Source organism: Candidatus Nasuia deltocephalincola (assembly GCF_024820135.1).
In genome coordinates, this window is sequence record NZ_CP094197.1 from 63,706 (window position 1) to 77,280 (window position 13,575).

The 13,575-nt window shown below is 16.5% G+C and carries 30 protein-coding genes and 1 tRNA gene; 3 read left to right on the plus strand and 28 right to left on the minus strand.

Annotation, left to right across the window (positions count from 1 at the left end):
• A complete protein-coding gene (locus MP021_RS00435; protein WP_259286497.1) occupies positions 1-1,260 on the minus strand; it encodes a GTPase in 1,260 nt (419 codons plus the stop codon).
• Positions 1,261-1,272: 12 nt separating this feature from the next.
• Between MP021_RS00435 and ssb the strand changes: the two genes are divergently transcribed.
• Positions 1,273-1,746 carry a single-stranded DNA-binding protein gene (ssb, locus tag MP021_RS00440; protein WP_259286498.1) on the plus strand — a complete coding sequence of 158 codons (474 nt, stop codon included), beginning with the start codon at positions 1,273-1,275 and terminating at the stop codon, positions 1,744-1,746.
• Between the two features lie 6 nt (positions 1,747-1,752).
• Here ssb and MP021_RS00445 read toward each other — a convergent pair.
• Together MP021_RS00445 and rpsO are read right to left on the minus strand one after the other, a co-directional pair.
• Positions 1,753-1,837, minus strand: a tRNA-Leu gene (locus MP021_RS00445).
• On the minus strand, positions 1,817-2,095 hold the full coding sequence (rpsO, locus tag MP021_RS00450) for a 30S ribosomal protein S15 (RefSeq protein ID WP_259286499.1): 279 nt from the start codon (positions 2,093-2,095) through the stop codon (positions 1,817-1,819). Before rpsO ends, MP021_RS00445 begins: the two co-directional genes overlap by 21 nt.
• Before the next feature lie 12 nt (positions 2,096-2,107).
• Here rpsO and MP021_RS00455 point away from each other — a divergent pair, with 12 nt between their 5' ends.
• Entirely contained in the window at positions 2,108-2,422 is a 315-nt protein-coding gene (locus MP021_RS00455; protein WP_259286500.1) for a thioredoxin domain-containing protein, read from the plus strand.
• Positions 2,422-2,637, plus strand: a complete 216-nt coding sequence (locus MP021_RS00460) for a hypothetical protein (protein WP_259286501.1) — start codon at positions 2,422-2,424, stop codon at positions 2,635-2,637. Before MP021_RS00455 ends, MP021_RS00460 begins: the two co-directional genes overlap by 1 nt.
• On the opposite strand, the gene dnaB is transcribed toward MP021_RS00460, so the two are convergent.
• The 25 genes from dnaB to rpsS are packed head-to-tail and all read right to left on the minus strand — an operon-like array spanning position 2,634 to position 13,546.
• Positions 2,634-3,944: a replicative DNA helicase gene (dnaB, locus tag MP021_RS00465; RefSeq protein WP_259286502.1), complete on the minus strand. Its 1,311-nt coding sequence runs from the start codon at positions 3,942-3,944 to the stop codon at positions 2,634-2,636. The two genes, MP021_RS00460 and dnaB, sit on opposite strands and share 4 nt — an antisense overlap.
• A 17-nt stretch (positions 3,945-3,961) precedes the next feature.
• Positions 3,962-4,357 (minus strand): hypothetical protein, encoded by a 396-nt coding sequence (locus MP021_RS00470; RefSeq protein ID WP_259286503.1) that lies wholly within the window; start codon positions 4,355-4,357, stop codon positions 3,962-3,964.
• Positions 4,351-4,596, minus strand: a complete 246-nt coding sequence (locus MP021_RS00475) for a hypothetical protein (RefSeq protein WP_259286504.1) — start codon at positions 4,594-4,596, stop codon at positions 4,351-4,353. The genes MP021_RS00470 and MP021_RS00475 overlap by 7 nt, the downstream gene beginning before the upstream one ends.
• Entirely contained in the window at positions 4,580-4,930 is a 351-nt protein-coding gene (locus tag MP021_RS00480; RefSeq protein ID WP_259286505.1) for a 30S ribosomal protein S6, read from the minus strand. The genes MP021_RS00475 and MP021_RS00480 overlap by 17 nt, the downstream gene beginning before the upstream one ends.
• Positions 4,931-4,934: 4 nt before the next feature.
• Entirely contained in the window at positions 4,935-5,285 is a 351-nt protein-coding gene (gene rplQ / locus MP021_RS00485) for a 50S ribosomal protein L17 (RefSeq protein WP_259286506.1), read from the minus strand.
• An 8-nt stretch (positions 5,286-5,293) separates the two neighbouring features.
• On the minus strand, positions 5,294-6,217 hold the full coding sequence (locus tag MP021_RS00490) for a DNA-directed RNA polymerase subunit alpha (RefSeq protein ID WP_259286507.1): 924 nt from the start codon (positions 6,215-6,217) through the stop codon (positions 5,294-5,296).
• A gap of 22 nt (positions 6,218-6,239) precedes the next feature.
• Positions 6,240-6,869 (minus strand): 30S ribosomal protein S4, encoded by a 630-nt coding sequence (rpsD, locus tag MP021_RS00495; protein ID WP_259286508.1) that lies wholly within the window; start codon positions 6,867-6,869, stop codon positions 6,240-6,242.
• Positions 6,870-6,878: 9 nt separating this feature from the next.
• Positions 6,879-7,292 (minus strand): 30S ribosomal protein S11, encoded by a 414-nt coding sequence (rpsK, locus tag MP021_RS00500; protein ID WP_259286509.1) that lies wholly within the window; start codon positions 7,290-7,292, stop codon positions 6,879-6,881.
• Complete coding sequence (locus MP021_RS00505) at positions 7,264-7,659, minus strand: ribosomal protein uS13 (protein WP_259286510.1); 396 nt, start codon at positions 7,657-7,659, stop codon at positions 7,264-7,266. Before MP021_RS00505 ends, rpsK begins: the two co-directional genes overlap by 29 nt.
• Before the next feature lie 5 nt (positions 7,660-7,664).
• Complete coding sequence (rpmJ, locus tag MP021_RS00510) at positions 7,665-7,778, minus strand: 50S ribosomal protein L36 (RefSeq protein ID WP_259286511.1); 114 nt, start codon at positions 7,776-7,778, stop codon at positions 7,665-7,667.
• Positions 7,778-8,020 carry a translation initiation factor IF-1 gene (locus MP021_RS00515; protein ID WP_259286512.1) on the minus strand — a complete coding sequence of 81 codons (243 nt, stop codon included), beginning with the start codon at positions 8,018-8,020 and terminating at the stop codon, positions 7,778-7,780. Before MP021_RS00515 ends, rpmJ begins: the two co-directional genes overlap by 1 nt.
• 57 nt (positions 8,021-8,077) lie before the next feature.
• Positions 8,078-8,488, minus strand: a complete 411-nt coding sequence (gene rplO / locus MP021_RS00520) for a 50S ribosomal protein L15 (RefSeq protein WP_259286513.1) — start codon at positions 8,486-8,488, stop codon at positions 8,078-8,080.
• Positions 8,479-8,949, minus strand: coding sequence for an uS5 family small ribosomal subunit protein (locus MP021_RS00525; protein ID WP_259286514.1), 471 nt, complete (start codon positions 8,947-8,949; stop codon positions 8,479-8,481). The genes rplO and MP021_RS00525 overlap by 10 nt, the downstream gene beginning before the upstream one ends.
• The gene (locus MP021_RS00530; RefSeq protein ID WP_259286515.1) at positions 8,940-9,314 is read right to left on the minus strand and encodes a hypothetical protein; all 375 of its coding nucleotides are present in this window, start codon (positions 9,312-9,314) and stop codon (positions 8,940-8,942) included. The genes MP021_RS00525 and MP021_RS00530 overlap by 10 nt, the downstream gene beginning before the upstream one ends.
• 4 nt (positions 9,315-9,318) lie before the next feature.
• Positions 9,319-9,879, minus strand: a complete 561-nt coding sequence (gene rplF / locus MP021_RS00535; protein ID WP_259286516.1) for a 50S ribosomal protein L6 — start codon at positions 9,877-9,879, stop codon at positions 9,319-9,321.
• A complete protein-coding gene (locus tag MP021_RS00540) occupies positions 9,869-10,264 on the minus strand; it encodes an uS8 family ribosomal protein (RefSeq protein WP_259286517.1) in 396 nt (131 codons plus the stop codon). Before MP021_RS00540 ends, rplF begins: the two co-directional genes overlap by 11 nt.
• Before the next feature lie 2 nt (positions 10,265-10,266).
• Positions 10,267-10,575, minus strand: a complete 309-nt coding sequence (gene rpsN / locus MP021_RS00545; protein ID WP_259286518.1) for a 30S ribosomal protein S14 — start codon at positions 10,573-10,575, stop codon at positions 10,267-10,269.
• On the minus strand, positions 10,568-11,104 hold the full coding sequence (gene rplE, locus MP021_RS00550; protein ID WP_259286519.1) for a 50S ribosomal protein L5: 537 nt from the start codon (positions 11,102-11,104) through the stop codon (positions 10,568-10,570). Before rplE ends, rpsN begins: the two co-directional genes overlap by 8 nt.
• Positions 11,105-11,124: 20 nt before the next feature.
• Entirely contained in the window at positions 11,125-11,499 is a 375-nt protein-coding gene (gene rplN, locus MP021_RS00555) for a 50S ribosomal protein L14 (protein WP_259286520.1), read from the minus strand.
• Positions 11,500-11,512: 13 nt separating this feature from the next.
• Complete coding sequence (gene rpsQ / locus MP021_RS00815; RefSeq protein WP_414646676.1) at positions 11,513-11,740, minus strand: 30S ribosomal protein S17; 228 nt, start codon at positions 11,738-11,740, stop codon at positions 11,513-11,515.
• Entirely contained in the window at positions 11,706-11,918 is a 213-nt protein-coding gene (locus MP021_RS00560; protein WP_259286521.1) for a hypothetical protein, read from the minus strand. Before MP021_RS00560 ends, rpsQ begins: the two co-directional genes overlap by 35 nt.
• 5 nt (positions 11,919-11,923) lie before the next feature.
• On the minus strand, positions 11,924-12,319 hold the full coding sequence (gene rplP, locus MP021_RS00565) for a 50S ribosomal protein L16 (RefSeq protein WP_259286522.1): 396 nt from the start codon (positions 12,317-12,319) through the stop codon (positions 11,924-11,926).
• Between the two features lie 3 nt (positions 12,320-12,322).
• Positions 12,323-12,940 (minus strand): 30S ribosomal protein S3, encoded by a 618-nt coding sequence (gene rpsC / locus MP021_RS00570; RefSeq protein WP_259286523.1) that lies wholly within the window; start codon positions 12,938-12,940, stop codon positions 12,323-12,325.
• A complete protein-coding gene (locus MP021_RS00575) occupies positions 12,925-13,332 on the minus strand; it encodes an uL22 family ribosomal protein (protein ID WP_259286524.1) in 408 nt (135 codons plus the stop codon). The genes rpsC and MP021_RS00575 overlap by 16 nt, the downstream gene beginning before the upstream one ends.
• Positions 13,280-13,546, minus strand: a complete 267-nt coding sequence (gene rpsS, locus MP021_RS00580; protein ID WP_259286525.1) for a 30S ribosomal protein S19 — start codon at positions 13,544-13,546, stop codon at positions 13,280-13,282. The genes MP021_RS00575 and rpsS overlap by 53 nt, the downstream gene beginning before the upstream one ends.
• Between the last annotated feature and the right edge of the window lie 29 nt (positions 13,547-13,575).

The following is a 13,575-nucleotide window of genomic DNA, read 5'->3' on the forward strand; positions in this document are numbered from 1 at the left end:
TTATAATAAAATAATTTTTAAAAAAATACTTTTTAATTTAAAAAATTTAATAAAATTAAATCTAAAATTTTTTAATAAATTAAATAATTTTAAATTAATTAAATTTTCACCATGAATGATAATTAAAGGGGGATTTTTGCCCCCTTGATGGACCCACTTAATATTAATTTTTAAATTATTATAATTTAATTTTAAAAAATTATTAAAATTATTAATAAAGATATTAAAATTTTTATTAAATTTAAAATTTAAATAAAAAAAATTATTAATTTTATTTATGTAATAATTTATATAAAAATAATTTATTTTGTAACATATAGAAAAAAAAAATATATAGAAAAAAAATAAATTAAATTTTTTTTTAAAAAAATTTTTAAAATAAATTTTTTCTAAAATATTTAATATATTTAATTTATTTATTAAAAATATTAAATATTTAAAATTATTTAAAATAAATTTTAAAAAAAATAAATTTTTAAAAAAAAAAAATGGATCTATAATAAAAATTATTATATCTGATATTATTATATTTTGTAAAATCTTCAAAAAATAAAATTTTTTTATTTTTTCATAAAAATTAAAATTTTTATTAATATTTATAAAATTAAAATTTATTTTTTTTAAAAATAAAAAAAAATTTACATTAAAAAAATTTTTAAATAAATTTTTAATTTTTTTTTTATTAAAAAAAAAATTTATAAAATGATTTAGTCTATTATTATTATAAATAATTATTATTTTTAATTTATTTAATTTTTTATTAAAATGAAAACATTTTTTTAAAAAACAAAATTTAGTTAAAATGGAATTAATTAAATAGGAGGAGTTAAAATCATTTGAAGAGCTTATTAAGTATGGTTTTTTAAAACCTAATTTGAAAAAATTAAAAATATTAATATTTAAATTTGAATTATCTATTTTATTAATAATTAAAAAAATATATTTTTTTTTCTTTTTTATAAAAATAGATAATATCTTATCTTCATAAAATATACCATAATAATTATCTAAAAAAAAAAGCAATAAATCAGATTCATAAACTAAATAATTAATATTTGTTTTAAAGTGTAAAAAAAAGTTAAATCCCACACTATCAATAATTATATAATTATAATTATTGAATATATTAAAAAAATTTTTATTATTTAAAGTTAAAAATTTAAAGTTATAAGATAAATTATCTTTAAAATAAATAATATTATTAAAAAAATGTGATTTACCAACATTAAATTTTCCTATTATAGATAATAAAGGAATCATTTTTTTTTTTCAATGTTAAACAAAGTAATATTAGTAGGTAAAATAGGTATGGAGCCTGAAATAAAATATTTTAAAAATAATATTGGAATAACAATATTAAAATTAATTACAACAGAAAATATAAACAATAAAAAAAATAATAATTGGCATAGAGTAATTATAAATAATATTAATAAATATTTTAAAAAAAATATGTTAATTTATGTATTAGGTAAAATCAAAACAAGGAGGTGGTTAAATTCAAAAAATGAATACAACTACATTACAGAAATATTTGCCGATGAAGCAAAAATAATCAATAATGATTATAAAAAAAATAATGATAATAATTTAAATGAAGAAAATAATGAAAAAAATGAAAATGAAGATAACTTAAAAAATAAAATTTCAAAAGACAATGAAATTATTAATGATGAAAATGAAGAAGTCAGTTATAAGGGTGAAGAGTATAAATATAATTATTCTACAAGTGAAGAAAGCTCTTAAGGCGCATATCGATGACGAGATTTGAACTCGTAAAGCAAAAATATGCCACCACCTTCTTAGGATGACGTGTTTACCATTTCACCACATCGATTATATTTAAATCTTCTATTAAATTATTATAAATATAAAATTTTTTACGTTTTAAGTAAATTAAAAATTTTTTTCTTTTATTTATAAAAATTGGAAGATTTTTTTTATTTTTTTTATCTTTATTATATTTATTTAAATGTATTTTTAAATTATTTATTTTAAATGTTAGTAAAATTATTTGTAATTCTGTGGAGCCCGTGTCATATAAATTATGAGCATACTTTTTTATAATATTTTTTTTAAAATTATTTAAAATCATGATTTTTAAAAAATGAAAAATTTAAATGATGAAATATTAAAAAAATTAATAAATATATTGAATTGTCCAATATTAATATATTTTTGATCAGAATGATGCGAAATTTGCAAAATATCAAAAAATATAATTAATGATATAGAAATAAAATTTAAAAATAAAATAAAAATAATAAGAATTAATATTGATTATAATTACTATACTGCAGAAAAATTTTCTATAAAAAATATACCGACAATTATAATAATATTAAAAAAAAAAATAATAATAAAAAAACAAGGATTATTTAATAAAGAATTCTTTAAAAAATTAATTAAAAAAATATTATAATGAATAAAATAATAATTTTTCTAGATAATATATGTAAAAAAAAATTTATAATAAATTCAAATTTAAAAATTTTTGAAAAAATTAAAATAAAGAATAATAATTTTAATTTAAAAAAAATTAACATTTCATTAATATCATATCAAATGTATAAAAAAAACAAAGAAATAAAAAAAATCAAAATTTTAAATAAATTTAACAAAAAATATATAAATTAAAAATCTGAAAATTTTGATTTATCATCAAAAAAATAAAGATTCGTTGTTCCAAGTGGACCATTTCTATGTTTACTTACTATTATTTCAACTATATTCTTATTTAAAAGATTTTTAGAATCATATATTTCATCCCTATATATAAATAAAACTATATCGGCATCCTGTTCTATGGAGCCAGACTCCCTTAAATCAGATATTAAAGGCCTTTTATTGGTTCTAGATTCAAGATTTCTATTTAATTGTGATATTGCTATTATTGGAACATTTAATTCTTTAGCTAAACATTTTAGGGATCTAGAAATTTCAGAAATTTCTAGAACTCTATTTTGGCTTGGATTTGTACTATTCATCAACTGTAAATAATCAACAATAATTAAACCTAAAGAACCATGCTCTTTTATTAAAAATTTACACTTGGTATATATTTGAATTATGTTAAGATTAACGGTTTCATCAATAAATATTTTTAATGAATATATTAATTTTAAATAATTTTTATTAAAATTATTTAAAATTTCAGAATTTAGAGTTTTATTTATAAAATCTTGATCTTCATTTAAAATACAGCTTAGAAATTTTAATAAAATTTGATTTGACGACATTTCCATAGAAAATATAATGACAGGCAAACTATATTTGTCTGAAACGTTTTTAGCTATATTTAAAGAAAAAGATGTTTTACCCATAGAGGGTCTACCAGCAACAATTAAAAGGTCACCACCGCTTATTTTTTTTATTATGTTGTCAAGATCTTTAAAGCCTGTTGATATACAAAAATTTTTTAAAAAATTTTTATCTAAAAAATATTTATTAAAAATATTACTTAAAAGGTAAGAATCGCTCTTTTCTTTTAAATGGTCTTTTATAATATCAAAAATATTCAATTCTATATTAAATAACATTTCACTTATATTTAATTTTTCTGATTTTAAAATATTGTTTACAATATTATTTGAAAATAATAAAATTTTTCTTAATAAATACATATTGTGAATTATATGAGCATAATAAACTATATTATAGGGGTTGGGTGTTTTTTGTAGTATATAGTTTAAATAATTTAAAAAATTAAAATTAGAGTATATTTTAATCCTATTATAAATAGAATAAATATCGAAATCAATATTTAAATTTAAAAATTCTAAAATAATAGAAAATATTATTTGATGATTTTTAAAAAAAAAATTATCAATACTCAAAAAATAATAAATATCGTTTCAAGAATTATTATAAAGTATCAAGCTAGCCAAAATATACTGTTCCGAGTGGGTGGAGTAAAAATTTTTCAAAATATTATTTTTTAACATTTTATTAAAATAAATAATTAAAATAATATTATTAAAATTTTAATATAAAAATTAAAATTCAATAAATTAATAATGTAAAATAGTAAATTATTAAATAAAATTTTTTTTATTAAAAATTTATAATATAAAATTTTATTAATTTTTAAAAATTCAAATAATCTAAAATTAAAAAAATTTTTTTTAAAAATAAAAATTTTTAAATTATAAAACTTTACTCTTTTTAATATTTTATTTTTAATTAAAATTTTAAAAAAAAAAATTTTTTTAAATTTATAAAAAAACTTTTTATCAATATTTGAAATAATAATTTTTTTAAAAAAAATTAAATAATTACTAATATATTTTTTATTAAAATTTAAAAAACTATACAAAAAATTAAAAATAAAAAAATTATTTAATAATAAAACTAACATTTTATAATTTTAAATTTAACACCACTATTAAAAATATGTTTAAAAGTATAAGGCAGTAGAGATAAAAATCTAAGTCTTTTTATATATTTTTTAATTTTATTTTTAATTCAAAAATTCATTTTTTTATACTTATTTTTAAAAAAAATTTTACCTTCCATATTTATAAATTTTTTTAAAAATTTATAATCACAATAACTCAAAAGCCTAAACTTTTTTTTTATTTTATTTTTTAACAACATTTTTTTTTTTTATTTTTTTTGAACAAAAAAAATTTATAAAATAATTATTTTTTTTTATTTTAGTTAAAAAATATCTTAAAATAAAAATATTTGATTTTAAATAATTAATTAAAATTTTTAAAAAAAAAAAATCAATTTTTAATTTTAATAATAAAAAAAAACCTCTTTTAAAACCTTTTATTTTATAATAAAAAGGTAAAACACCTCAATTTTCAATATTTAATATAATACAATTATTATGAATTATCATATTTTTTAAAAATAAAATAAATTCAAAAAAATTATATTTTTTTCTAAATTTATAAATAATTATAAAATCATATATTTTAAACATAATTTTAAGAAAAAATAATAAAAGATAATGGTGAGTTATCACCTTTTCTAAAACCATATTTATAGATTTTTAAATAACCGCCACACCTTGAGTGGTATCTTGGTCCTATTATTTTAAATAACTTAAAAATAGAATTTATATTTTTTATTTTTTTAATTAAAAATTTAAAATTAAAATCAGAAAAATTTTTGCTAATATTAATTAAAGGTTCTAAAAATATTCTAAGCTCTTTACATTTTAATAAAGTTGTTTTTAAAAACTCATACTTTATTAATGAATTGGACAAATTCATAAATAAACTTTTTCTATAACTATTATTAAAATTAAATTTTCTAAATTTTAAAAAATGTCTCATTAAATTAACTATGATAAGAAAAGATTATATTTTTTTAAAATATTGATTATTTCTAAAAGTGTTTTATTGCTAAAAAAAAAAATATTAATTATATCAAATCTGGTACATTTAATTAAATCATTAATATATAAAATGCCGAAATTAATTAAATGTTTACAAGTTCTAAAAGTTAAACCTGAATCTATTGTTGAAATAGACAAATAACTATTATAATTATTAAATAAAAAAAAATTATTTATATTTTTTTTTTTAAAAATTTTAAAATTAGAAAAAATATGTAAAAAAGATATTACAGAGTCGATTAAAGCTTTTTTAGCGCTTATTAAACCATTCGTTTCTATAAAAAAAATAATTTTATAGATATTATTATAAAATAAATCTTCTATTTTATTTATTGAATATGAAACCCTCAAAATAGGGCAGAAATATGCGTCAAGTAGGATACTGTTTTTTAAACTTGAACTGTTCTTATAAGTTTTATCAGAACTAAAAGGTATATAACCTTTACCTTTTTCAATTTTTAAAATTAAATCAATATTAAAATTATCATTTAAATTAGCTATAACATGATTAGGGTTTAAAATTTTAGTATACCTATTTAAAGTTATGTGTTTTCCTTTAACAATTGTTTTATTGCTGAAAAGCCTTAAAAAGGTTTTTTTCTTTCTTTTTAATTTAAAAACTAAATTCTTTATATTTAATATAAGATTTAATAAATCCTCTTTTAACCCAAACACATATCCAAATTCACTATTGGCATTAAATATTTTTATTTCTGTGACAGCATAACCAAAAGTGTTAACAAACAAAGAATGTCTTATTGTGTTGGCTATAACATTTATAAATAAACTATCGCAAATAAAAGGTTTAAAAACAATTTTATAAAAATTTAAACTTATTAATTCTATATAATCAAAATATATTTTATCCATTTTATTTTAAAATTTATTGCTTTTAATAATTTCTACAATTACCAAAAATATAACTTTTATTAACATCAACATATTTTGCTATATCATCACAATTTAAATCTCTTTTTAAATAGCCTGAATATTTAGTTTTATTAATAAAAATTCAATTTGGTGTTAAATTATTTTCCACACAATAATTAAAATAAATCTTTCTTTTAAATTTATTAATATTAAAAAAACTAATATAATCACCTACATTTAAAATTTTAGAGGGTATATTTAAAATTTTATTATTTACTTTTATATTTTTATGATTAATTATTTGTCTAGATTCATATCTTGTAATACCAAAAAACATTCTATATACAACATTATCTAACCTCAATTCTAAAAAATTTATAATATTATTTAATATATCACCATCTTTATTTTTAGATTTATTATAATAAATATTATATTTTTTATCAGAAATGCCATAAATCAACTTTAACTTTCTTTTTTCTTTTAATTGATTAGAATAATGCGTTGAAATAAAAAATTTACTTTTTTGATTAAAATTATTTCCTTTTTTATAAATTTTATTAAAAAATTTTTTATTTAAAATTGTATTTTTTAAAAACAAATTATGATTTTTTTCTCTACGATAAAACTTAAAATTAGGTTTTCTGTACATTTAAAAATATTAATTTCTTCTTGATTTTTTAATTCTGCAACCATTGTGGGGTGTTGCGGTAACATCACTAATGGATAAAATATCAACACCGCAATTAAAAATACCCCTGATTGCATGATCTCTACCACTCCCCCCCCCTTTTATAAAGATTTTTGCTTCTTTAAAATTTTTATCATATGCATATCTGCCAACTTTTTCTGCTGCGGTTTGTGCAGCATATGGAGTTGATTTTTTAAAACCTTTAAAACCAACGCTAGATGCGGTAGCCCAGTATATACTATTTCCTTTAATATCAGATAAAGTTATTATAATATTATTAAATGTACAAAGAATGTGAAATATAACAATATTTTTTTTATTTTTAGAAACTTTATATTCTAATCAAAATTTTTTTTTATTTTTTTTTTTTTGTTTTTTTAACATTTACTTTTTTTTTAAAAAAAATTGATTTTCTTGGACCTTTTCGTGTTTTAGAATTATTTTTTGTATTCTGACCTCTCACAGGAAGATTTTTCTCATGTCTTACCCCTCTGTAACATTTAATATATTTTAAATTCTTTATATTATTTAATACTATTTTTTTTAAGAAATCACCAGTTTTAAAAAGAGAAATTTTGTTAGATATATTTTTTAGTTCTATTTCAGTCAAATATTTATTTTTTTTATAAAAATTTATATTTAAAGATTTACATATATATTTTGATCTAGAAAAACCAATGCCGTATATATTTGTAAGAGATATGTATATATTTTTATTTTCTAAAAAATTATAACCTTTTATAGTAATCATAAAATTTAACCTTGTCTTTGTTTATGTTTTAAGTTTATACATTTAATATATAATTTTTTACCTCTTTTAATAATTTTGCAATTTTTACAAATTTTTTTTATTGATGATAAAACTTTCATTATTTTCTAAAAATAACCCGACATTTTTCAGAATCATAAACACTGTGCTCTATAATAACAGTATCATCAACTATTAAACTTATATGGTTTCTAACCATATTACCTGATAGATAACAGGTAGAAAAGTTTCCAGTATCTTTTATTTTAACCCGGCAGACACTGTTGGGTAAACATTCCGTTACTGTGGCTTCAGTTGTTATTAAACCCCTTTTTTTATTTTTTAATAATTTTTTTTTAAACATAAAATTAATAATTAAAATAATTATAAAAAAATATAAAAATAAATTATTAAATTTTTATTAAAATATAAAAATAAAATTTATACTTAAAAATAAAAAAAGCAAAAATTTAGACAAATATATATTATAAAATATTATTTTTTTTAAAAAAAAATTAGAAAATATTTTAATATTAAATACATTTTTATTTATATAATTTATTTTCTTTAAAATATAAACACTTATAAGAGAAAACGGAATATTATTTAATTTTAAAAGATTTAAAGAATAAATATTTTTTTTTGACTTAAAACCAAATTTTGGTAATCGTTTAAAAAATTTTGTTTGCCCACCTTCAAAATCAGGGGGGGTTTTAGATCCAGATCTTGCCTTTTGACCCTTGTGTCCCCTGCCACATGTTTTTCCATGGTGGCTACCTTCACCTTTTCCCAATCTTTTAAAAAATTTTTTATTTATATTTTTTAAAAACATCTAAAAATTTTTTTATTATAAGAAAAAATATGAGATTCTATATTGTATAAAGCGTTTAAAAAGGCTTTAATTATATTATAAAAATTTCCTGTACCATATATTTTACTAGATATTTTATATAAACCCATAACGTCTAACATGGCCCTTATGTAATTTCCACAAGAAAAATTTATTATTTTATTTAGAGGAAATAAATTGACAACACATTTTCCAGATTTTCCGGTAATGGGGTGGGGTATAGTTGAGTTTTTTAAAAAAATTTTTAAAAAACTAAATTTCGCATTATTAACAGCTTTTAATAAACTCATATCCTGCTCACTGTTGACACCTTTACCTACCCCCAAACCCCCATTTCTGTCGCCAATAGCGACGATTGTTGTATACTTTGTAACATTTAAACCTTTATTACTTTTAAAAACTTTATAAGTTTTTAAAATTTTTTTATAAAAAGTTAAACTCATTTTTTATTTATAAATAAATATTTTTTTAAAAATAAATAAAATAAATGTATTTTTTTAGAATATCTAATTTTTTTAGAAAATTTAAATTTTAAATTGTATATATTTATACTTAAAATATAATAAGAAAAAACTTTAGCTAAAAATTCAAAAATAAAAATATTATTTATAGATTTTCCAAAATTAATTAAAATATAATTCTTTAATTTTGAATTTATAGTAGATAAAGAAAGTATTATATTATAATTAAAAAATGAAAATAAATTACAATATATATTTTTATTACTTAAATATAAATATATTTTATAGTTATAAAAAATAAAAAATTTTTTAAAATAAAAAGATTTTTTTAATAAAATTTTATTCATAAAATTATTTTTTTTTAAAAATTTTTAAAATTATTTTTTCATTTTTATAAAAAACTCCCTTACCTTTATAAATATCTACTTTTTTTAATTTTTTAAATATTAAACAGGTCTCACCTAATCTTTGTTTGTTGTTACTTTTTATAGAAATTTCATTATTATTATTATTTAATATTTTAATAAATATATCAGGGGGTATCTTTAATACACAAGGGTGTGAATACGATAAATAAAAATATAAATATGAAGATCTTAAATTGACTTTATAACCTAAACCTCTAAAAATTAAAATCTTTTCATAATTAAAAATTAACCCTCTAATGGTGTTAAAAATAAAAGAATAAATAAAGCCTGTTAATTTTTTTAAAAAAAAAAAATTTTTTAAATTAAAAATATTTATAAAGTTATTTTTTTTAAAAAAATAAAAATATTTAAAATAAATTTTGTAAAAACCAAGAAAACCTAAAAATTCAAAATAAAAATTATTAAAATTTAAAAAAATATTAAATAAATATAACGTTTTATTAGATAATCTAGCAAATTTAAAATATCTTTTTTTAAAAAACATAACAAATCAGCTCGCCCCCAACACCAATCTTCTTAGCCTCACAACAAGTCATGACTCCCTTTGAAGTTGTTATAATAATTACTCCTAGACCATTCATAAAACTTGGTAAATTTTTATATTTTTTATAAATTTTTAAATTTAATTTAGAAGTTTTTTTAAAAAATTTTATAACAGGTTTTTTTTTATAATATTTAAGTTTAATAATAATTAAGCTTATTTTATAATCAAATAAATAAAAATTATTTATATAACCATTAAATTTTAAAACTTTTAAAATATTTATAAGTTTTTTAGAAAAACTTAAAAAAACATAAGATAAATTCAGTTTTTGATAAATTAAAATTTTATTTATAGCATCAGATAAAAAATTATAAATATCAAACATTTTTATCAACTTGATTTAAACAAACCCGGTATAAAACCTCTAAAAGCTAAATTTTTTACAACACACCTAGATAATCCAAACCTCCTAAAAACCCCTCTCGCTCTTCCTGTGATATAACACCTATTTCTAATTCGAGTGGGGTTTGAATTTCTAGAAAATCTTTGAAAATCTATTGTTGAATTAAAATAACCAAAAAATTTTTTTTTTGAATTATTTTTTAAATTATTTTTTAAAAATTTATATTTTGAATAATTTTTATAAAACATAAAAAATCTTTTTTTTTCTCTTTGAAAAATACTTATTTTAGACATCTTTAAAAGGAAAATTTAAATAATTTAAAAAATTAAAAGATTTTTCAATATTAGAATTTTTAAATACAATTGATACATTTAGACCAACATTAAAATTAAAATCATTAGAGGAAGAATCCATTTCTGGAAAAATAGAATAATCTTTGATACCAAAATTATAGTTTCCAAAATCATCAAAAGATTTTAAAGAAAAACCTTCAAAACTTTTAATTAAAGGTAAAGATAAATTTAAAGTTTTGTATAAAAAATTATACATATTTTTTTTTCTTAATGTTAATTTAATGGCTATATTATCATTTTTTTTAATTTTAAACTCAGATATAGATTTTTTGCATTTCGCAAAAATAGGTTTTTGATTGCAAATATTATTAATATTGATAAAAAAAAAATTAATTTTTTTTTTATCAAAAAAAAATTTTCCACAACAAGAATTTAGATTAATTTTTGAAATATAAGGAATTTGCATAATATTTTTAAAATTATAATGATAATATAAATCTCAAAAAATTTTTTCCTTATAAATTTTCATAAAATAACTCATTCAAAATTTTAAATAATTAGAGAAGATAAAGAAATTATTTTAAAACCAAAAATATTTATTTTTTTTAATTCATTAACCACCGGACCAAAAACCCTTGTAAAACAGGGTTCGTTTTTATTATTTAAAAGAACAACAGAATTTTCATTAAAACTTATATAAGAGCCATCAAATCTTTTAAAATTATAAATAGATCTGATTAAAACAGCATTATATATTTCGCCTCGTCTTATTTTACTGTGTGTATTTATTTTTTTAATGCTAACTTTTAATAAATCTCCTAAATAAGCATATTTTTTTTTACTAGAACCTAAAACTTTTATACAACAAACAGTTTTTGCCCCCGAATTGTCACAAACGTTTAAAAAACTTTCATTTTGTACCATTTTTATAATATCATTATATTATTTTAATAATTTTTCAAAATTTAATTTTAGAATAAGGCTTGCACTCCATCATGTAAACTTTATCATCTTTTACGCATAGATTAAAATCATCATGTGCGTAATATTTTTTAAAAAAATAAGATATTTTTTTATATATAAGATATTTAAAAAAATGTTTTACATGAACAACTACAGTTTTATTCATTTTAATTTTTAAAACTACCCCAAATAAAATTTTCATTTAATTTTAATTTAATAATATTTTTTATTATTTTAATTTTTTTTTTTAAAATTTTTAATTGTAGAGTGTTTTTTTTTAAAAATCTAAAATTAAATAAATCTATATATAATTCAAATATATATTTTTTTAAAAAAAAAATATTTTTTTTAAAAAAATATATAAAATTAATTTTTCTCATTAAAACTAATTATAAATAATTGTTGTTTTTAAAGGCAATTTAAAAGAAGCAAGATTTAAAACTTTAATAGAGATAATATTAGAAAGCCCAAATATTTCATATATAACTCTTCCAGGTTTTACCTTGAATATATAAAAACTAATATCACCCTTGCCATTCCCCATGCGGACATCTACAGGTTTTTTTGTATAAGAAAGGTCTGGAAAAATTCTAATTCATAATTTACCTATTTTTTTAATATATTTAGATATGACTTTTCTTCCAGATTCTAATTGTTTATAATTAATATTTCCTTTAGAAATAGATTTTAAACCATAATTACCAAAAGCTAAATAATTTCCTTTATAAGAAAAACCTTTATTATTACCCCTTCTAAATTTAATAAATTTTTTATTATTCATAAATTAATAAACATAATCACCTAAATATATTCAAATTTTTATACCTATAACACCATAAGAAGTTTTCGCCGGCCCGGAATAATATTTTATATTTGAACAAAATCTCTGGAGAGGCAGTTTTCCATAACAAAAAATTTGTTTTCTAGTTAAAATGTTACCATTTATTCTGCCCTGTATAGATATTTTCAAACCAAAACACTTTGATTTAAAGGCATCATTAATTATATTTCTTAAAACACCTTTAAATGGAGAATTAGATTCTATTTTTTTTTTTATATAAAAAAAAATTAATTTAACATCTAAACTAGAATTTAAAATATTTTTAAATTTTAAAAATATTTTTTTATCCGTAAAAATTAATAAATTTTTTTTTAAATTTTTTAAAGTATATTTATTGAAAGAAATTTTTTTTAAATATATATTAATAAAAATAAAATTTAAATTTTTAAATATTATAATTTTTCCAGACGGTATATTTTTAAAAAATTTGTCTAAATAATTTCTTATATTTATATCTTCTATTAAATAATTAGAATAATTACTTTTTTTAGTATACCAAAAAGAATTTCAATTTCGATTTATATTGACTCTAAAAATAAAAGGGTTTACTTTTTTTCCCATAATAATAAAAAAATATTACAGAATTTTTTTAAAATAATATCACAATTTCCTTTAGCTCGATAATTATACTTAGAATAAGAGCAACCCTTACCTATAGAGAATTCTTTTATTTTAAAAAAATAAATATTATATATATTTAATGATTTAAGATTATTTAAAATAAATAAAAATACCTTTTTAACAATAAAACAAGTTTTATTATTAAAAAAATTTAAATATAATAATAATTCAAATAAATATCTAGAAAACTTTAATAAATTAAAAATAAAAATTTTAAATTTTTTATAAGAAATATTTATATTTTTAAAAAAAAATTTATAAAGCATAAATAAATTAAAATTATTTTTTTTTAACAGAATGTCCTTTAAAATTTCTGGTAAATGAAAACTCACCTAATTTGTGCCCGACCATGTCTTGGTTTATATAAATAGGTATATGTTTTCTACCATTATGAATCATTACTGTAAAACCTACAAAAATTGGTAAAATCACAGTATTTCTTGATCAAGTTTTTACTACTTTTTTTGATTTTAAATTTAATATGTTATTTACTTTTTTTAAAAACTTAAAATTAAAATATGGGCCTTTTTTTGTGGATCTAGACATTTTTTTTTAAAGGTTTTAACTTTTTACCT